The 18741-nt window shown below is 58.4% G+C and carries 16 protein-coding genes and 1 pseudogene; 5 read left to right on the plus strand and 12 right to left on the minus strand.

What is annotated here, in order from left to right:
• Positions 1-116: 116 nt before the first annotated feature.
• From galU to cmk, 8 genes and pseudogenes are all read right to left on the minus strand, one after another.
• Positions 117-986 (minus strand): UTP--glucose-1-phosphate uridylyltransferase GalU, encoded by an 870-nt coding sequence (galU, locus tag EKH79_RS04385; RefSeq protein ID WP_126672571.1) that lies wholly within the window; start codon positions 984-986, stop codon positions 117-119.
• Positions 987-2882, minus strand: coding sequence for a nucleoside-diphosphate sugar epimerase/dehydratase (locus EKH79_RS04390; protein WP_126672572.1), 1896 nt, complete (start codon positions 2880-2882; stop codon positions 987-989).
• Entirely contained in the window at positions 2869-3915 is a 1047-nt protein-coding gene (locus EKH79_RS04395) for an MraY family glycosyltransferase (RefSeq protein ID WP_126672573.1), read from the minus strand. Before EKH79_RS04395 ends, EKH79_RS04390 begins: the two co-directional genes overlap by 14 nt.
• Positions 3908-5083 carry a lipopolysaccharide assembly protein LapB gene (lapB, locus tag EKH79_RS04400; RefSeq protein ID WP_126672574.1) on the minus strand — a complete coding sequence of 392 codons (1176 nt, stop codon included), beginning with the start codon at positions 5081-5083 and terminating at the stop codon, positions 3908-3910. Before lapB ends, EKH79_RS04395 begins: the two co-directional genes overlap by 8 nt.
• A complete protein-coding gene (locus EKH79_RS04405; RefSeq protein WP_126672575.1) occupies positions 5080-5340 on the minus strand; it encodes a DUF1049 domain-containing protein in 261 nt (86 codons plus the stop codon). Before EKH79_RS04405 ends, lapB begins: the two co-directional genes overlap by 4 nt.
• Positions 5341-5491: 151 nt before the next feature.
• Positions 5492-5818: pseudogene (locus tag EKH79_RS04410) on the minus strand (integration host factor subunit beta); the annotation flags it as partial.
• A 41-nt stretch (positions 5819-5859) separates the two neighbouring features.
• Positions 5860-7533, minus strand: coding sequence for a 30S ribosomal protein S1 (gene rpsA / locus EKH79_RS04415; protein ID WP_126672577.1), 1674 nt, complete (start codon positions 7531-7533; stop codon positions 5860-5862).
• Between the two features lie 161 nt (positions 7534-7694).
• Positions 7695-8375 (minus strand): (d)CMP kinase, encoded by a 681-nt coding sequence (gene cmk / locus EKH79_RS04420; RefSeq protein ID WP_126672578.1) that lies wholly within the window; start codon positions 8373-8375, stop codon positions 7695-7697.
• A gap of 108 nt (positions 8376-8483) precedes the next feature.
• Between cmk and EKH79_RS04425 the strand changes: the two genes are divergently transcribed.
• From EKH79_RS04425 to ykgO, 4 genes are all read left to right on the plus strand, one after another.
• Entirely contained in the window at positions 8484-8741 is a 258-nt protein-coding gene (locus EKH79_RS04425; RefSeq protein ID WP_126672579.1) for an acyl-CoA-binding protein, read from the plus strand.
• A gap of 82 nt (positions 8742-8823) precedes the next feature.
• Positions 8824-10842 carry an NADPH-dependent 2,4-dienoyl-CoA reductase gene (locus EKH79_RS04430; protein ID WP_126672580.1) on the plus strand — a complete coding sequence of 673 codons (2019 nt, stop codon included), beginning with the start codon at positions 8824-8826 and terminating at the stop codon, positions 10840-10842.
• A 233-nt stretch (positions 10843-11075) separates the two neighbouring features.
• Positions 11076-11987: a LysR family transcriptional regulator gene (locus EKH79_RS04435; RefSeq protein ID WP_126672581.1), complete on the plus strand. Its 912-nt coding sequence runs from the start codon at positions 11076-11078 to the stop codon at positions 11985-11987.
• 63 nt (positions 11988-12050) lie between these two features.
• Complete coding sequence (ykgO, locus tag EKH79_RS04440) at positions 12051-12176, plus strand: type B 50S ribosomal protein L36 (RefSeq protein WP_008215056.1); 126 nt, start codon at positions 12051-12053, stop codon at positions 12174-12176.
• Positions 12177-12256: 80 nt separating this feature from the next.
• Here the strand turns inward: ykgO and EKH79_RS04445 are convergent, their stop codons facing one another.
• On the minus strand, positions 12257-12835 hold the full coding sequence (locus EKH79_RS04445; protein ID WP_158621198.1) for a TetR family transcriptional regulator: 579 nt from the start codon (positions 12833-12835) through the stop codon (positions 12257-12259).
• 129 nt (positions 12836-12964) lie between these two features.
• Between EKH79_RS04445 and EKH79_RS04450 the strand changes: the two genes are divergently transcribed.
• The gene (locus EKH79_RS04450) at positions 12965-13744 is read left to right on the plus strand and encodes a CPBP family intramembrane glutamic endopeptidase (protein WP_126672583.1); all 780 of its coding nucleotides are present in this window, start codon (positions 12965-12967) and stop codon (positions 13742-13744) included.
• 142 nt (positions 13745-13886) lie between these two features.
• Here EKH79_RS04450 and greA read toward each other — a convergent pair whose 3' ends face one another.
• Genes greA through carA form a run of 3 tightly spaced genes read right to left on the minus strand, consistent with a single transcriptional unit; the run spans position 13887 to position 18716 of the window.
• Positions 13887-14363 carry a transcription elongation factor GreA gene (greA, locus tag EKH79_RS04455; protein ID WP_126672584.1) on the minus strand — a complete coding sequence of 159 codons (477 nt, stop codon included), beginning with the start codon at positions 14361-14363 and terminating at the stop codon, positions 13887-13889.
• Positions 14360-17587 (minus strand): carbamoyl-phosphate synthase large subunit, encoded by a 3228-nt coding sequence (carB, locus tag EKH79_RS04460; RefSeq protein WP_126672585.1) that lies wholly within the window; start codon positions 17585-17587, stop codon positions 14360-14362. Before carB ends, greA begins: the two co-directional genes overlap by 4 nt.
• A gap of 1 nt (position 17588) precedes the next feature.
• Positions 17589-18716 (minus strand): glutamine-hydrolyzing carbamoyl-phosphate synthase small subunit, encoded by a 1128-nt coding sequence (gene carA / locus EKH79_RS04465; RefSeq protein WP_126672586.1) that lies wholly within the window; start codon positions 18714-18716, stop codon positions 17589-17591.
• Positions 18717-18741: the final 25 nt, after the last annotated feature.

Consider the following 18741-nt stretch of genomic DNA (forward strand, 5'->3'; position numbering starts at 1 on the left):
ACTGCGCATTGAAAATGGCAGCTTGCGGTCAGGATTCTGGCACGACCGTACGGCCTCGGGCAGAAGCATGACGAAAAAATAGCAGGCGCCGTATCGGCTCGGCGCCAGGCCTGCCGTCAGTGTTGCTTGAACTCTCGGACGACTTTGGCGAGTGTCGGGTCCTGCATGGCCATATGCATGGTGGCGCGCACCAGGCCGGCTTTGTTCCCGCAGTCAAAACGGGTGCCTTCAAAACGATAGGCAAGCACCTTGCCCTGCTCCTTCAAAAGCGCCTCGATGGCGTCCGTGAGCTGTATCTCGCCGCCTGCACCAGGCGTCGTCTGTTCGAGTAGCTGAAAGATGCGGCCGGGCAGCACGTAACGGCCGACCACCGCGAGGTTGGACGGCGCATCGGCCGGCTTGGGTTTCTCGACCATGAAGCGGATGCGCGCGCTTCGTGTGTCGATGGGTTCGGCATCGACGATGCCGTATTTGTCGGTCTGATCGTGCGGTACTTCTTCCACCGCAATGACGCCAGCTTTTTCCGTCTCACCCAGCTCGGCCATCTGGCGCAAAGCGCCCTTGCCCTGATTCCAGATCAGGTCATCGGGGAGCACGACTCCAAACGGCTCATCGCCTACCACCGGTTTGGCGCAAAGCACCGCATGACCAAGTCCAAGCGCCTCGGGTTGGGTCACGAAAATCGCACGCACATGTTTGGGAAGCGTGCCTTGCACCAGCGCCAGGAGTTCGTCCTTGCCCTTCTCCTGCAACTTCGCTTCAAGCTCATAAGCCTTGTCGAAGTAATCGGCAATAGCGTGTTTGTAACGATTGGTGACAAAGATCAGCGTATCGGCACCAGCGTCGACGGCTTCATCGACCGCGTACTGGATAAGCGGCTTATCCAATACCGGGAGCATTTCCTTGGCAACAACTTTGGTCGCGGGAAGAAAACGAGTACCTAGACCGGCAACCGGAAATACCACTTTGCGCAAGGGCTTACTCACTCACTTCTCTCCCATTTCATTGCGACGAATCGAAACAACGTTATCCGGCTGTGCCACATCGGTCCAGCAGAACGACGGCAGCAGGTTGGAGACGCAGCGCCGCAATTCCTCTTCATCGTAACTGCGCACCGAGTCAGCTGCTCGGGTCATCTGTACCTGCAACAGATCCCATGAGACCGGGCGATGTTGCGCAAGGAAGATCTTGTTGTGCGCGGTTGCGCTGTAGTTCTCCAGCGGATGAAACAGCTCTTCGAAGAGTTTTTCACCGGAACGCAAACCGGTATACACAATCGGTATCTCGGTGCCGGGCTTCTTGCCAGCAAGACGAATCATCTGCTCGGCGAGGTCACGTATCTTCACCGGCTCACCCATATCCAGTGCAAAGATTTCGCCGCCTTTGCCCAGGGCTGCCGCCTGCAAAATGAGTTGCGTGGCTTCCGGAATGGTCATGAAGTAACGCGAGATTTCCGGGTGCGTTACCGTCACCGGGCCACCCGAACTGATCTGCTGACGGAACAGGGGCACGACCGATCCAGCCGAATCAAGTACGTTACCGAACCGCACCGTAATGAAGTGCGTGCTGGAATTTGCGTTGAGATTCTGACACCAGATTTCGGCAATGCGTTTGCAAGCACCCATCACACTGGTGGGATTGACCGCTTTGTCCGTCGAGATAAGCACGAAGCACTCGACGCGCGTTTCGTGCGCGAGATCGGCCACGTTGCGTGTTGCCAGCACATTGTTCCGAACCGCGGTGCGCAACTGTCCTTGCAACATCGGAACATGCTTATACGCCGCCGCATGGAAAACCACCTGCGGCCTTACCTCCGTAAACAGGCGGCGCATAGCGATGGGATCGCCGCAATCGGCGAGCACGCTGTTAAGCAGAAGCTCTGGATAAGCAGCACGCAATTCCTGTGAAATCTGATAGAGGTTGTATTCGCTGGATTCGACGATGGTCAGTGCTTGGACGCCCAGCCGAGCGACCTGGCGGCAAAGCTCCGAGCCGATGGAGCCACCGCCCCCCGTCACCAGCACGCGACGCCCCGTCAACGTTTCGCGAATACGTGTCCAATCGAGCTCCACCGCATCGCGACCCAGCAAGTCCTCGATCGATACTTCCTTGATTTGGTTGAATTGGGCACGCCCTGCGACGACATCTTCCAGCTTGGGCACGGTGCGGTAAGGCAAACCCGTGCGGTCGCACAAATCGACCACGTGTCGCATCAGTCGTGCATTTGCACCGGGCAACGCAATCAACAGCATTTGTACCGCGGCTTCCTTGGCGACATCCGGAAGCTGGTCCAGAGTGCCGAGCACAGGCTTGCCGTTGATGCGCGCGCCGCGCAGCGAACGTTGATCGTCGACGAAGCCGACCACCACATAACGACTATCGCGATGAAGATCGCGCGCAAGCGCTTCGCCGGCACGATCCGCACCGACGATCAGCACACGCTGTGTTTTGGCATTCATGAAAAGATCGATGCGGCTGTCTTTCCAGAATCGATACGCCAGGCGCGGAGCGCCAAGAAACAGCGCAAGCACGAACGGATACAACAACAATACGGAGCGCGGCACACCTTCCAAACGTCCATACAGGAAGAGTGCTACACCGATGGCCACCGTTCCGACGATGGCGGCGCGCAAGATGTTCCACAGATCAGGAAGACTGGCGAATCGCCATACGCCTTTGTACAGCCCGGTCCACGCGTAGATCAGACCTTGTACAAGAAGGACAATCGGAAATTCGAAGAAACCGAAGGTAACCGGGAGTTGCGGGTCGATAGCGTAGCGAAGTTCCTTGGCCACCCACCAAGCGAGCGCTGTGACCAGCAGGTCGTGGGCAACCACGGCCACTCGCGGGTGAACGACGCCTACTAGTTTACGTATGGACATGCCGAACCTTGTATCGATCTCGCTGGATGTAACGACGCTTAGCAACGAGCCAAACAGCCGAAGCGATCGAATAAATAAGGACGCAAGCGATTAGCCCCATCCCTGGTTTTTCGAACGCCCACGCTGCGAATGGCACCGCTACCAACAGATTCCACCCGAAATACCACGCCGCCCCCACAGCATGTGCGTGCCCCCTGCGTACAATCCATTGATACAGATGTTCGCGGTGGGCAGTGTACCAGCGGCGTCCGCGCAGAATACGTGTAAGAAGAGTAAGGGTCGCATCCGTCACAAAAGCTGAACTGAGGATCAGGGATGCCCAAACCAGTGGCCAGCTCGCTTTCCAGAGCATGGTAGTTAGAGCGAAAACAAGCAGGCCAAGACTGCCGCTGCCAACATCCCCCATAAAAATACGGGCAGGTGCATGGTTGAAGTACCAGAACCCCAGGCATGCCGCTGCAACACAGGCCGATGCTGTGGCCAGCGCGGGCTGACCGGCAAACCATGACAGTACTGTCATGCCACATGCGACAAAGACGCCTTGTTGCGCCAACAGGCCATCTATACCGTCCATGAAATTGTGCAGATTGATGCTCCATGCTCCCGCCAAAACGAGCAACGGTAGCCAGAACCAGCTAGGACCATCCATGAGCAACGCGACGCAAAAAATAGCGACAGCAAGAACTTGCACACCAAAACGTGGAAGTGCGGGCAAAGAACTATGGTCGTCCCACCAACCAATCCACGCGACCATCACGACCGCGACGATCAATGCAACAACCGTAAATATCGGCCACACAGGTTGTACAAACAGCAGACACAACGGCATCGTTGGCACGACGGCAACAATAATGCCGATGCCGCCACCACGTGGTGTGGGCACTTTGTGCGAGCGCCGCTGACCGGGTTGATCGAACATGCCACGGCGATGCGCGTAGGCAATCGCAGCGCGCACGACGCCCAGCGCCAGAAGAAAAGCAATCAGAACGTAAAGTGCGATCGGGGCGAACGTAGCCACGACGGCATTACTCATTGGCCACACCGTGAATTGGCCTGATAGTGCTCCACCCTTTGCAACTAGGGCACTGCCAGTGATGTGCTTTCGTACCGAAACCGCAATGGCTGCAGCGATACATCGCCTGCCCTTCGAGCAACTTGTGCGTAAGGTCGCGAAGGATCAGGAAGTTCTCGCGCGCCTCGCCTTCGATCTTGTCCATCGTCGCATCGATAAGCGCCATCAGGCCGCGTACGGAGGGGCGCTGACGCAATTGCGACGTAAGAAATTCAATCGCAGGTTTTTCGCCATCCCGCTGCTCGTAGAGATGCGTCAATGCGAGAACCGGTGAAATACCGTGATAGCGCGCAAGAATGTCGCGCAGGAAGCGCTCTGCACGCTCCATTTGACCAGAGCGCGCATAGCTGTCCAGCAGCGGTGGCAAAATCTCAGGCACGAAGGCGATGTCAGCATCGACCGCGCGTTCGTAGACCTCGACCGCTTCAGCGTGTTGCCCTTCTTCGGCATGCAGACGCCCCGTGAGCATGAAGGCGCGCACACAATCGGGCTGGCACGCAAAGGCATGCTGCAAATAGTCGCGTGCTTCCGCACGTGCGCCATGTTGACGCGCTTGTTCGGCAAGTTCGCAATAGAACTGCGCGATGGTGGTTTCTTCTTCTTCGCCCGTCATCGTTTCGAGACGACGTGCGTGTTCGATTGCTTTATGCCAGTCGCGCTCGTGCTGATAAATGGCGATCAGGTGACGCAACGCGGATGGCGCGTGCGCGTTCATCGCAACGAGGTCGGAAAACAAAGCTTCCGCGCGATCGAGCAAACCGGCACGCATGTAATCCTCGCCAAGCTCAAGCAAGGCAACGGTCTTCATGCCTTCGGACAAGCCGGGCCGGGACACTAAATGCTGATGAAGACGAATCGCGCGGTCCACTTCGCCTCGACGCCGAAAGAGATTACCTAATGCTAAGTGCGTTTCTACGGTGTCCCGGTTGTATTCGGCGAGCTTGAGGAACACCTCGATAGCTTTGTCCTGCTCCTCGTTGAGCAGATAGTTCAAGCCACGGAAGTAATCGGAAGACAGCTCGCTGACCTGCGCACCCGAGCGGCGCACACCGGCGCGGCGGGCTGTCCACCAGCCACTTAGAAAGGCCGCCGGTATGAGCAGAGCCAGCAGCGGGTAGAAGGCGCTCATGATGTCTTGGGTACCTTGGCGCCCTGAGCCTTGGCAGAATGCCGACGTTCGCGCCGATGTCGGGTCGTCACGCCAAGCCATGCGGTCAATCCGCCCAGCACCCAGCCGAGTGCCAGCACAGAGAGCAAGGCTGCTCCCTTGGGAACCTGGACACGCGCGAAGGCAAGGTCGTAGCCGACTAAATCGGCATTAAGCGCCCCGAGTACAACACCCCCGGCGATGAACAACAGCAGTAGTAGCGTCACGATCAATCGCATTGCACAACTTTACCTGATTGACTGTGAGTGGCACAGGTATGACTGCACGTCGATTCAGTCGCAGTCAGCGTTGCGCCATTCGCAAAAAAAGAAAGGCAGGGTCGACTAAAAGTCGCCTGCCTGTCGGAATACGATTCGGGCATGGAACGGCTTAACCGTTCTTCTGCTCCAGATGCATGTTGACGCGTTCGCGCAGCTCTTTGCCTGGCTTGAAATGCGGAACATGCTTGCCTGGCAACGCAACCGCGTCGCCGGTTTTCGGATTGCGGCCCATACGTGGCGGACGGTAATGCAGCGCAAAGCTGCCGAAACCGCGTACTTCGATACGTTCGCCGGTAGCCAAGGCCTGACTCATCTGTTCGATGACGTTCTTGACTGCCAACTCGACGTCGCCAAACGCAAGATGGGTCTGGCGCCTAGCTAGCGCCTCAATGAGCTCGGATTTGGTCATGGGTCCCCAATGTCCGTGACGTGGAACGAGTTGGGGCGGCGTAACCGCCGCCCCACTGCAAGCACTACTTAGTCAGCCTTGTTGAGCTGCTCTTTGAGCAACGCACCAAGCTTGGTCGTGCCACCGGACGCCGACGAATATTCCGCCATCGCGTCTTGCAGCTCTTCCTCGTCCTTGGCGCGGATCGACAGCGACAACTGACGACCCTTACGGTCCATGCCCGTGAACTTGGCTTCGACCGCGTCGCCCACCTTCAGATGCTGCGTAGCATCTTCGATGCGCTCCTTGGCGATGTCGTTTGCACGGAGGTAACCCTCGACGCCATCACCCAGATCGATCACGGCGCCCTTCGCGTCAACTTCCTTCACGGTGCCGTTGACGATGGTGCCGCGCGGATGGACGGCCATGAAATGACCGAACGGATCCTGCTCCATCTGCTTGATGCCGAGCGAGATGCGCTCACGTTCCGGATCCACGGCGAGCACGACGGCTTCGATCTCGTCGCCCTTCTTGAAGTTGCGGACGAGGTCTTCACCCGACGCCTGCCAGGAGATGTCGGACAGGTGCACGAGACCATCGATGCCACCGTCCAGACCGATGAAGATGCCGAAGTCGGTGATCGACTTGATCTGACCGGACACCTTGTCGTTCTTCTTGTGCATCGCTGCGAACGCTTCCCACGGATTGGAACGCGTCTGCTTGATACCCAGCGAGATGCGGCGACGCTCTTCATCCACGTCCAGCACCATCACTTCGGTTTCGTCGCCGACCTGCACAACCTTGGCCGGATTGACGTTCTTGTTGGTCCAATCCATTTCGGACACGTGGACCAGACCTTCGACGCCCGGTTCGATCTCAACGAAGCAACCGTAATCGGTAACGTTGGAGACCTTGCCGAACAGACGGCTGCCGACCGGATAACGACGCGAGATGTTGACCCACGGATCGTCGCCCAGCTGCTTGAGGCCCAGCGAAACGCGGTTGCGCTCGCGGTCGTACTTGAGCACGCGAACATCCAGCTCGTCGCCGACGTTGACGACTTCGGACGGATGACGCACGCGCTTCCACGCCATGTCGGTGATGTGCAGCAGACCATCGATACCGCCCAGATCCACGAACGCGCCGTAGTCGGTGAGGTTCTTGACGGTGCCCTTCACCACTGCGCCTTCGGTCAGGCGTTCCAGCAGCTTCTCGCGCTCTTCGGAGAACTCGGTCTCCACCACAGCGCGGCGGCTGACCACAACGTTGTTGCGCTTGCGATCGAGCTTGATGATCTTGAATTCGAGTGCCTTGCCCTCGAGGTAGACCGGATCGCGCACCGGACGCACGTCGACGAGCGAACCGGGAAGGAACGCGCGGACGTCTTTGATGTCGACGGTGAAGCCACCCTTTACCTTGCCCGAGATCATGCCGGTGATGGTTTCTTCCTTGTCGAACGCCTGTTCCAGGTCGTCCCACACCATCGAACGCTTGGCCTTCTCGCGGGAGAGCTTGGTCTCGCCGAAGCCGTCTTCCAGGGCGTCGAGGGCAACCTTCACCTCATCACCCACCTGTACTTCCAACTCGCCCTTCTCGTCCTTGAACTGTTCGATCGGGACGATGCCTTCGCTCTTGAGGCCAGCGTTGATCACGACGACGTCGTTGCGGATTTCCACAACGATGCCCGTGACGATGGCACCCGGCTTCAGCTTGGAGATGGCCTGTTGGCTCTGTTCAAACAGCTCGGCAAAACTTTCAGTCATGTTGATTCCGTAAATAAGAAAAGGCCCTTGTGCACATGCGCCGTCGGATATTCGCGCATGGGCGAGGCCCACCGGTTATGGGTGATTCGGAAATCGCTTCCTCTCACCGTTGACCACAACCCCATGCCGTGACATGGAGCACCAATACCGCCGCCACCGTTTCACGGTTTGACGACGGTCAAAACTTTTGCGACCACATCCTCGATCCCCATGCCGGTGGTATCCACCAACACCGCATCGCGGGCGGGTTTGAGCGGCGCGACAGCCCGAGATGCATCACGGGTATCACGCGCTTCAATTTCGCTCTGAAGGGATGCAAGTGTAACGCTTAGCCCCTTTTCCTTCAACTGCTTATAGCGCCTTTTCGCCCTTTCGGCCGCGCTGGCGGTCAGAAACACCTTGAACCGGGCGTCAGGGAAAATCACCGTCCCCATGTCCCGGCCATCGGCCACAAGCCCAGGCTGCTTGCGGAAGCTCAACTGCAGCGCTACCAAGGCCTGGCGGACGGAGGGGACCGAGGCAATGGCCGACGCCGCCGCCCCCGCTGTCTCGGTCCGAAGCTCGTCTGTGGCATCGTGACCATTGACAATCACGCGCGTCTCGCCATCATCAGGCCCCGCGCGGAACTGGATTTTGGTCGTTTCCGCGCAACGGGTGACTGCCTCGGCATCGGACAGGTCCAAACCTGCCATGCCCGCTGCATAGCCCACCGCCCGATACAACGCCCCCGAATCAAGCAAACGCCAGCCCAGATGGTCGGCTACCAGCCGGCTGATGGTCCCTTTGCCTGATCCGGAAGGTCCGTCGATGGTCAGTACGGGCGCAGGCGGACTCGTCGGCATGGGATGACCTGATGGCACGGGAAGTGCTTAGCTTAACTTGTTTATTGAGGTACTAAGCACATGCTAGCCAGCTCTCAACTCATCGACGTTTTACCGCAAGCACCCGCCATGAATGATCTCCGTAGCGAGTTCGAACAGGCCGCTAGGGACATCAAGCGGTTTGGCGAACGCCCCGACAACGACACCCTCCTGCAGCTCTACGCCTTCTACAAGCAAGGTTCCGATGGCGATGTCCATGGCTGCCAGCCGGGCTTCTTCGACTTCATCGGCACGGCCAAGCAGGAAGCCTGGGCAAAACTGAAGGGTATGCCGCAAGACGAAGCCATGCGGCAGTACATCTCGCTGGTACGACAATTGCTGCCGTAAGGGTCACCTGACCCATGTGGGCCACTTGCGCCCACAGAGATAAATCGGCACATTCATACGATCGTTTGAACACGGTCGTCGCATGAGCTACCCCCATCTCTTCGCCCCGCTCCAGCTGGGCAACGTCACCTTGCCCAATCGCATCCTGATGGGATCGATGCATACCGGGCTGGAAGACAAAGCCGCCGATTTCGACAAACTCGCCGCGTATTTCGCCGAGCGTGCACGTGGTGGCGTTGGCTTGATCGTGACAGGCGGCATCGCGCCCAGCGTCCAGGGCTGGTTGAAGCCCTTCGGCGGACGCCTGACGATGCCATGGCACAAACCGCGACATCGAAAGGTTACTCAAGCCGTGCACGCGGAGGGCGGACGCATCTGCATGCAGATTCTGCATGCGGGCCGTTACGGCTATCACCCGTTGTCCGTGGCGCCATCGCGTATCAAATCGCCCATTACACCGTTCACCCCTCGCGCACTCAGCGCGCGCGGCGTCGAGCGCACCATTAACGACTTCGTTCGCTGCGCCAAGCTCGCGCAAGACGCCGGCTACGACGGTGTCGAGGTGATGGGTTCGGAAGGCTATTTGATCAATCAATTCATCGCAGCGCGCACCAATCAGCGCAACGATGAGTGGGGCGGCGATGCAACGCGGCGCATGCGTTTTCCAGCGGAAATCGTGCGGCGCATGCGCAAGGCTGTCGGTCCGGATTTCATCATCATCTATCGCTTGTCCATGCTTGATCTCGTCGAGAACGGGCAGGATTGGCAAGAGATCGTCACGCTTGCAAAAGCGATTGAAGCGGCCGGTGCGAGCATCATCAACACCGGTATCGGCTGGCACGAAGCGCGTGTACCGACGATTGTCACGAGTGTGCCGCGCGCAGGTTTTGCATGGGTGACGAAGAAGCTGAAAGGCGAAGTTTCCATTCCGCTTATCACGACCAATCGCATCAACATGCCTGATGTGGCCGAGCAGATCATTGCAAGCGGCGAAGCCGACATGGTGTCGATGGCGCGTCCGTTGCTCGCCGATCCGGAATGGGCAATCAAGGCAAAAGCCGATCGCAGCGATCGCATCAATACGTGCATTGCGTGCAATCAGGCATGCCTCGATCACGTGTTTCAGAATCAGCGCGCGAGCTGCATGGTCAATCCACGCGCGTGCCATGAAACCGAATTGAAAATCGTGCCTGCTCAAACGCGCAAGCGTATCGGCGTCATCGGTGCGGGCCCCGCGGGCATGGCCTGTGCAACAACGCTTGCCGAACGCGGTCACGATGTCACGCTGATCGATGCAGCGAATCAAATCGGCGGCCAGTTCAACTACGCGAAACGCATCCCCGGAAAGGAAGAATTTCACGAGACGTTGCGCTATTTCCGCCATCGTCTGACCGATGTTGGCGTGCGCGTTCAATTGGGCGAAAGCGCCGATGCCGAATCCATTCGCGCGCAGCGTTTTGACGACGTCGTAATTGCGACGGGTATTACCCCGCGCAAAGTAAGTTTTCCGGGAAGCAATGATCCGCGTGTCCTGAATTATCTCGACATCCTCGCTCACGACAAACTCGCCGGACATCGGGTTGCGATCATCGGTGCGGGCGGTATCGGTTTTGACGTTGCGGAATTCCTCACCGAACACGCGCCCTCGCCCACCACGGATGTCACGCGGTGGGCACGCGAATGGGGCGTGGATATGACGCTGGAGGAACGCGGCGGTTTGAAACCGGCGCACCCAGAACCTCCGGCACGTCAGATATGGCTGCTGCAACGCTCGGAAGGTCGTCCAGGCGCGCGCTTGAACAAAACCACCGGATGGGTGCATCGCGCGACGTTGAAGAACAAGAAAGTCACGATGGTCGGCGGCGTCACCTATGACCGGTTCGACGACGAAGGGCTGCACATCACGGTCGATGGCAAGCCGCAGGTCCTACCTGTCGATAACGTCGTTGTCTGCGCCGGCCAGGAACCGAACCGCAACCTCGCTGATGCACTGACCTCCCAGGGCCAGCGCGTGCATGTCATCGGAGGCGCGGACGTCGCCGCCGAACTGGACGCCAAACGTGCTATCGCCCAAGGCACACGACTTGCCGCAGAACTCTAAAAGAGTTCTGTAAGGCTCTATTTCAAAAGGTAGAAAAGGAAGCGCCCCGCCAGCGACGCGTCGGTAGTGGCTCTGGGGAGGGAGGCCGAATACCGCGGGGGTAGCGTCGCTGCGGGGCGAGGGTCTGCGGCACTCGGGGGGAGGGGGTCAGTGCCGCGACAAGAGTTATATTATGATCGACGCGATACAGAATCAAATATATATTTAGCCCTCCATTTATACGAAAGTCATATATGTTTGATTTTCGCCAATTGCGTTATTTCGTAGCGGTAGCCGAGGAGCTCAGCTTTACGCGAGCTGCGCAACGGCTGTATTTGTCACAACCTCCGTTATCCCAGCAGATCCAGGCGCTCGAGCAGGATCTGGGTATCCGCTTGCTGGACCGGGACAAGAGGAACGTCAGTTTGACCGCGCCGGGGCAAATCTTCCTCGAACAGGCGCGTCAGATTCTTGCGATGGCCGAGGAAACGCGGGTTAAGGTGACGGAGGCTGCGGCGGGGTTCAGCGGGCATCTCAAGCTGGCTTACACCGTATCGGTGTCCTTCCACCCTGCTCTCCCACAGACCCTGTTGCGGCTCGGCCAGAACGCACCCAATGTCCGCGTATGGCTGAGCGAGATGTATACCGAGCCTCAGTTCACCGCGCTGCGCGCCGGCCAGATCGACGTCGGCTTCGTACGCGATGAACCCAGCCACGAGGAAGATGCTCACGCGTTGCGGCTGGACGTCATCGATCGCGAGCCACTGCTGCTCGCCCTACCCTCCGGTCATCGCCTCGCGGATCGTGAAAGCCTCGAAATAGGCGAGATCGCTGGCGAGCCGTTCGTGATCCAACCTCGTGAACTCGCCGCGACGCTGTACGACAGGCTGGTTCTGCTCGCTGCCAGGGCCGGTTTTCATCCCCTGGTACGGCAGCAGGCCCAGCAGATCAATGGCCTGATCGCGCTGGTTGCCGCCGGCATAGGTATGGCGCTTGTTCCTGCCAGCATGCGGGCCGTCCAGCTCGCCGGCGTCAGCTATGTACCCCTAGCCGATCCAGATGCCTATCTGCTGCTGGCCGTCGCCAGCCGCATCGAAAACCCCTCGCCGGTGGTCCAGCAGTTCCTGCAAACGGTTTCTGAAGCCAAGCAAGTCTTAGGCTTGTGATAAGTGATTCAAATAGTTATACTTCTACGCTTTCTTTGACTCACATCGTTTCAGGAGCCTGCCGTGAAGGTGCTTTCCTCTTTGAAGTCCGCCAAGCAGCGGCACCGTGACTGCAAGGTTGTGCGCCGTCGCGGCAAAGTGTTCGTGATCTGCAAGAGCAACCCGCGCTTCAAAGCGCGTCAGCGTTGATCCGCGCTACGAATGCATGAAAAAGCCGCTGCGAAGCGGCTTTTTTTATGCCCGGATATATGCCCCATTAGATGCGCTTGTCAGCGGTGCCGCAGATAAGCCACAAAACTTCGCGCCAGCTCCGCCTTCAGTTCTTTCTCTGAAACGGGAGCTACTACGTGCCACATGGATGATGGATCGAGTGCATAGCCTTCGGCAGCACTCGCCGCCGTAAGCACAGCAAACTGCAACGCGCGACGCGGGAAACGATGTTCAATTTCAGCCCTGAAAGTCAGCAAAGCATCCACGACCAGGCTGATGTTTTCGGCTACGTATAATTTGCTCTCCGTAGCAAAATCCTGGTCCGTGTCTGTCTCTATGAATTTCGCCAACGCTCGCAACAGGCGCGGGTGACGCTTGTACTGTTCAAGCAGCGAATTCATCAGCTGGGCTGCACTTTCCTCCAACGTTTTTCGCAGAAGTGCCTTTCCTATACGTTCGCGATTTGTCTCGTTGCTCTTGCGCAACATGTGCAGGAATGCCGATCGCAACAATGCATCTTTGTCCGCAAATCGCCGGTAGACACTGGCGGGGGCAACCTTGGCAGCAGCGGCGATTTTCGGGATCACAGCGCCCTCCAGGCCTTCCTCGTCGAGGACTTTGATGGTGGCTGCCAGCAAGCGCTCCAGCGTTTCGCGGCTTCGTTGCTGCTTGGGTTCGTGATCAAGGCGCTTTTTTGTTCTCGGCATGACTAGACAGTAAGGTGGAGATATGTAAATGTAAATTCACATTTACTTATAGAGAAGTTCATGGACGTACAACGCACCGTTGGACTCGCTCAAGACATATTGGCCATCGCGTTTGTGGCAGTTGCGCCTTTCGCCGATTTGCGGTCGATAAAACGACTCAAACAGTTCAGCAGCAGTGCCGCGCGACTCGCCACCTATCGCAAAATAATCATTTCGACTTGGGTGGCGACGGTCATCGCGCTTGCCCTTACTTCATTCAAAACCTTGTTTTGGGTGACGCCGCAAACCAGCGAAGGAGCATCGCTCTTTCACAACCCGATCGCTCACTACGCTCTTGCCGCATGCGTAACCGTGTTCTTCCTATTGGCGCTCTGGCCCGGCATCCAATGTGCGTTCAAGCCGAGCGTTCGATCACGCTATCGCAAAGCCATGCACTCGTTAGTTTTTATGTTACCGGTGACGCCATCAGAACGTCTCCGGTGGTCGCTGGTCTGCCTCACCGCAGGCATATGCGAAGAACTGCTATACAGGGGATTCCTGCTCCAATATCTGCAAGGGCATCTCCATGGCGGCCCCGCACTCGGCCTCACGTTCGCGTGGCTGCTTAGCTCGCTCGTTTTTGGGTTCGGTCATCTCTACCAAGGAGCCGCCGGTGTCGTGAGAACGACCATCGCGGGCTTGATGCTTGGTCTGCTCGCCATTCTCACTGGAAATCTTTTGTTGCCGATCGTGGTTCACTGCGTCTTAGATCTGCAAGTTCTTCTTATGTACAACCCAATCAAAGACACTCCGGAAGAAGTACCTGTCCTTACTTCCGGATTCCGCCCTGAAAATCAATAGGCACGCTGATGAAGCGGCACGCGATTAAAAGCTTGCACGCAACTCATAACGTCGCTGCTTAAAACAAATGAGGCTCTGTGCTTTTACAGAGCCTCAACTACTTACATCGCCGGCGCACAAACGCGTCAATGCGCCGGATGACTTATTGGTAGCTGACGCCGGTAATTTCGTAATGCTTCACACCGTTGGGCGCCTTGAACTCGAAACTGTCGCCTGCGCTCTTGCCGATCAGTGCACGTGCGATTGGCGAAGACACTGCAATCAGACGCTGCTTGATGTCTGCTTCAAGATCGCCAACGATCTGATACGTCACTGCCTCGCCACTGTCTTCATCTTCCAAATCCACCGTGGCGCCGAACACCACCTTGTTGCCTGGCGTCAGGCGCGACACGTCGATGACTTCAGCCGTCGACAACGCCGCTTCGAGCTCGGCGATGCGGCCTTCGATGAAGCTCTGCTGCTCACGCGCAGCGTGATACTCGGCGTTTTCTTTCAAATCGCCATGCGCACGCGCTTCGGCAATCGCCGCAATGATTTTTGGACGCTCGACGGATTTCAAGCGTTCCAGTTCGCCGCGCAAGCGCTCCGAACCTACCTTGGTAATGGGGGCGCGACTCATGCGCTCAGCTCCTTGTGAAGTTCCTGCAGACTGTGTACTTCACCGGTGTCGTGGTAATCCAGCGAATGAACCAGCGCACGCGCGCCTGCGACAGTGGTTGAATAGGTGACGCGATGTTGCAAGGCTTCGCGGCGAATCGAGAACGAGTCTGCGATCGCCTGCTTGCCCTCAGTGGTATTGACGATATAGACAATTTCGCCGTTCTTGATCAGGTCGACGATATGCGGGCGACCTTCGAGCACTTTGTTGATGCGCTCGCACACAACACCGTGACCAGTCAGATAGGTTGCCGTACCGGATGTGGCGACAAGACTGAAACCGCGCGCCGTGATGTCCTTCGCGACAGACAGCAGGCGATCCTTGTCGGCATCGCGTACAGAGACAAACACTTTGCCCTTGGGCGGTGTCTTGATGCCCGCGGCGTCGTGACCGCGTGCAAACGCAGCGCCGAAGCTGCGGCCCACGCCCATCACTTCGCCGGTCGAACGCATTTCCGGCCCGAGGATAGGATCGACGTTCTGGAACTTCAGGAACGGGAAGATCGCTTCCTTCACCGAGTAATAAGCTGGAATGACTTCGCGTGTGGTGCCCTGCTCCACCAGGCTGCGGCCTGCCATGCAACGTGCGGCAATCTTCGCAAGAGGCACACCGGTCGCCTTGGAGACGAACGGCACCGTGCGCGATGCGCGCGGATTCACTTCCAGAATAAACACCGTGTCGCCCTGAATCGCAAACTGCGTGTTCATCAGGCCGATGACTTTCAGTTCCTTCGCCATCAGGCCGACCTGTCGGCGCAGTTCGTCCTGGATGGCCGGCGACAGCGAGTACGGCGGCAGCGAGCAGGATGAATCGCCCGAGTGCACGCCGGCCTCTTCGATGTGTTCCATGATGCCGCCAACGAGCACATTGCCCGTGGTGTCGGCAATGATATCGACGTCCACTTCGACGGCGTGATCGAGGAAGCGATCCAGCAGCACTGGCGAGTCGTTGGATACCTGCACGGCTTCGCGAATGTAGCGCGAGAGATCGGCATCGTCGTACACGACTTCCATCGCGCGGCCGCCCAGCACGTAGCTGGGACGCACAACCAGCGGATAACCGATCTCGCGCGCCAGCGCCAACGCTTCATCGGCATTGCGTGCGGTGCGGTTCGGCGGTTGCGTCAGACCCAGCTTGGTGATCATCTGCTGGAAGCGTTCGCGGTCTTCGGCCAGATCGATCGAATCGGGCGATGTACCGATGACCGGCACGCCCGCTGCTTCCAGTGCACGCGCGAGCTTGAGCGGCGTCTGACCGCCGTACTGCACGATCACGCCCTTCGGTTTTTCGAGATCGACAATCTCCAGCACGTCTTCGAGCGTCAGCGGCTCGAAATACAGGCGGTCGGAGGTGTCGTAGTCGGTCGAGACCGTTTCCGGATTGCAGTTGACCATGATGGTCTCGAATCCGTCTTCACGCAGCGCGAGTGCAGCGTGCACGCAGCAATAGTCGAATTCGATACCTTGACCGATACGATTCGGACCGCCGCCCAGCACGATGATCTTGTCGCGGTTGGTCGGGTTGGCTTCGCACTCTTCCTCGTAGGTCGAATACATATAGGCCGTATGCGTGGCAAATTCAGCAGCGCAGGAATCCACGCGCTTGTAGACCGGACGAACGCCCAGCGTGCGGCGCAGATGGCGAATCGCCGCTTCGTCCGTGCTGGTCAGCTCGGCGAGACGCGCATCGGAAAAACCAAGGCGCTTGAGCTCGCGCATACGCGATGCATCCAGCGCAGTCAGGCCGTGTTCCTGCACTTCTTTTTCGGTCAGCACGATGTCTTCGAAAGCAGCGAGGAACCACGGATCGACGCGGCTCAGATCGTGCACTTCTTCCAGCGTGAGACCGGCGCGGAAAGCATCGGCCAGATGGAACACGCGATCCGGACGCGGCTCGCGCAGTTCGCGCTTGAGCGTGGCCAGACCATCTTCCGTGTCGATGTTCAGACCCGTCGGATTGAGACCCGTCTTACCGATTTCCAGGCCGCGCAACGCTTTCTGCAGCGATTCGTGGAAGCTGCGGCCCATCGCCATCACCTCGCCCACCGACTTCATCTGCGTCGTGAGGCGTGCGTCGGCCTGCGGGAATTTCTCAAAGGCAAAGCGCGGAATCTTGGTGACGACGTAGTCGATGGTCGGTTCGAACGACGCTGGCGTAAGACCACCGGTGATGTCGTTCTTCAATTCATCGAGCGTGTAACCGACGGCGAGCTTCGCCGCGATCTTGGCGATCGGAAAACCCGTGGCCTTGGAGGCCAGCGCCGACGAACGCGACACGCGCGGATTCATCTCGATGACCACCACACGGCCAGTCTCGGCATTCACACCGAACTGCACGTTGGAGCCACCGGTATCCACACCGATCTTGCGTAGCACGGCGATGGAGGCATCGCGCAGGCGCTGGTATTCCTTGTCGGTGAGTGTCTGCGCCGGCGCGACGGTGATCGAGTCGCCCGTATGCACGCCCATCGGATCGAGGTTTTCGATCGAGCACACGATGATGCAGTTGTCCGCTTTGTCACGGACTACTTCCATCTCGAATTCTTTCCAGCCGAGCACGGATTCTTCCACCAGCACTTCGTGCACCGGTGAAAGCTCCAGACCACGCTTGACGATCTCTTCGAATTCTTCGCGGTTATACGCAATGCCGCCACCCGAACCGCCAAGCGTGAAGCTGGGGCGAATGATCGTCGGATAACCCACGGTGGTCTGAATTTCGACGGCCTGTTCGAATGAACGCGCCACCGCTGCCTTCGGGCACTCCAGACCGATTTCCGACATCGCGACGCGGAACAGCTCGCGGTCTTCTGCCATGCGAATGGCTTCGCGCGACGCACCGATCAGTTCGACACTGTACTTTTCAAGCACGCCGTTGTCGGCAAGATCGAGTGCGCAGTTCAAACCGGTCTGGCCGCCCATCGTCGGCAGCACGGCATCGGGACGTTCTTTCGCAATGATGCGTTCCACCGTCTGCCAGTTGATCGGCTCGATGTAGACGGCATCGGCCGTCTCCGGATCGGTCATGATCGTGGCGGGGTTGGAATTCACCAGGATGACGCGGTAACCCTCTTCCTTCAGCGCTTTGCATGCTTGTGCGCCGGAGTAATCGAACTCGCACGCCTGGCCGATGACGATCGGGCCTGCGCCGATGATGAGGATGCTCTTGATATCGGTACGTTTGGCCATCTTAGCGGGCCTCCTGCATCAGCTTGGCGAAGCGGTCGAACAGATAACCAATGTCGTGCGGACCTGGGCTTGCCTCCGGGTGACCCTGGAAGCAGAAGGCAGGACGATCGGTGAGCGCGAAGCCTTGCAGCGAACCGTCGAACAACGAGGTATGCGTAATGCGTACATTGGAAGGCAGCGTTGCGGCATCGACCGCGAAGCCATGGTTCTGCGAGGTGATCAGCACGCGACCATCGTCGTGATCTTTCACCGGATGGTTTGCACCGTGATGACCGAATTTCATCTTCAAGGTCTTCGCGCCGAGCGCAGCACCCATGATCTGATGGCCCAGGCAAATGCCGAAGAGCGGAATCTTCGCATTGAGAAATTCGCGCGTGGCCGCAATCGCGTAATCGCACACGGCCGGATCGCCCGGGCCGTTCGACAAGAACACGCCGTCGGGCTTCATGGCCAGCACGTCGGCGGCAGGCGTCTGCGCGGGCACTACGGTGATCTCGCAACCTTGCTCGGCGAGCAGGCGAAGAATGTTGCGCTTGGCGCCGAAGTCATACGCCACAACCTTGAAACGCTTTGCGGGCTGATTGAACGCCGTGCGATCGAGGTCATACACGCCTTCGTTCCAACCGTAAGGCTTGTCGACGCTGACCACCTTGGCCAGATCCATACCGTTCAAGCCGGGGAACGCGCGGGCTTTGGCGAGTGCCGCGTCGACATCGATCGATTCGCCAGCAACGATGCAACCGTTCTGCGCGCCCTTGTCGCGAAGAATGCGCGTCAGGCGGCGTGTATCGATACCGGCGATGGCGACGATGCCGTTGCGCTTGAGGTAGTCGGGCAGGCTTTCCGTACTACGCCAGTTGCTTGCGCGGCGGGGGATATCGCGAACGATCAGGCCGGCCGTGTGGACGGCTGTCGATTCGGCGTCTTCCTCATTGCAACCGGTGTTGCCAATGTGGGGGTATGTGAGGGTGACGATCTGGCGGGCATAGGAAGGATCGGTAAGGATCTCCTGGTAGCCCGTCATCGCTGTGTTGAAAACAACTTCGCCAACGGTGTCGCCAGTCGCACCCACGGAGTGTCCGTGAAATACGCTGCCGTCTTCGAGGGCAAGCAGAGCGGAAATGGGCATGTGGGGCCGCCTTTAGGTGCAGCAA

It is taken from the genome of Dyella dinghuensis (assembly GCF_003977615.1).
Taxonomy (GTDB): domain Bacteria; phylum Pseudomonadota; class Gammaproteobacteria; order Xanthomonadales; family Rhodanobacteraceae; genus Dyella_B; species Dyella_B dinghuensis.

Coding starts and splice junctions, on each gene's coding strand:
- lapB (WP_126672574.1), bottom strand. CDS start 5,083: ATGAGCGCCTTCTACCCGCTGCTGGCTCTGCTCATACCGGCGGCCTTT.
- cmk (WP_126672578.1), bottom strand. CDS start 8,375: ATGCCGACGAGTCCGCCTGCGCCCGTACTGACCATCGACGGACCTTCC.
- EKH79_RS04390 (WP_126672572.1), bottom strand. CDS start 2,882: ATGTCCATACGTAAACTAGTAGGCGTCGTTCACCCGCGAGTGGCCGTG.
- EKH79_RS04395 (WP_126672573.1), bottom strand. CDS start 3,915: ATGAGTAATGCCGTCGTGGCTACGTTCGCCCCGATCGCACTTTACGTT.
- EKH79_RS04430 (WP_126672580.1), top strand. CDS start 8,824: ATGAGCTACCCCCATCTCTTCGCCCCGCTCCAGCTGGGCAACGTCACC.
- greA (WP_126672584.1), bottom strand. CDS start 14,363: ATGAGTCGCGCCCCCATTACCAAGGTAGGTTCGGAGCGCTTGCGCGGC.
- rpsA (WP_126672577.1), bottom strand. CDS start 7,533: ATGACTGAAAGTTTTGCCGAGCTGTTTGAACAGAGCCAACAGGCCATC.
- carB (WP_126672585.1), bottom strand. CDS start 17,587: ATGGCCAAACGTACCGATATCAAGAGCATCCTCATCATCGGCGCAGGC.
- carA (WP_126672586.1), bottom strand. CDS start 18,716: ATGCCCATTTCCGCTCTGCTTGCCCTCGAAGACGGCAGCGTATTTCAC.
- EKH79_RS04425 (WP_126672579.1), top strand. CDS start 8,484: ATGAATGATCTCCGTAGCGAGTTCGAACAGGCCGCTAGGGACATCAAG.
- EKH79_RS04435 (WP_126672581.1), top strand. CDS start 11,076: ATGTTTGATTTTCGCCAATTGCGTTATTTCGTAGCGGTAGCCGAGGAG.
- EKH79_RS04405 (WP_126672575.1), bottom strand. CDS start 5,340: ATGCGATTGATCGTGACGCTACTACTGCTGTTGTTCATCGCCGGGGGT.
- EKH79_RS04450 (WP_126672583.1), top strand. CDS start 12,965: ATGGACGTACAACGCACCGTTGGACTCGCTCAAGACATATTGGCCATC.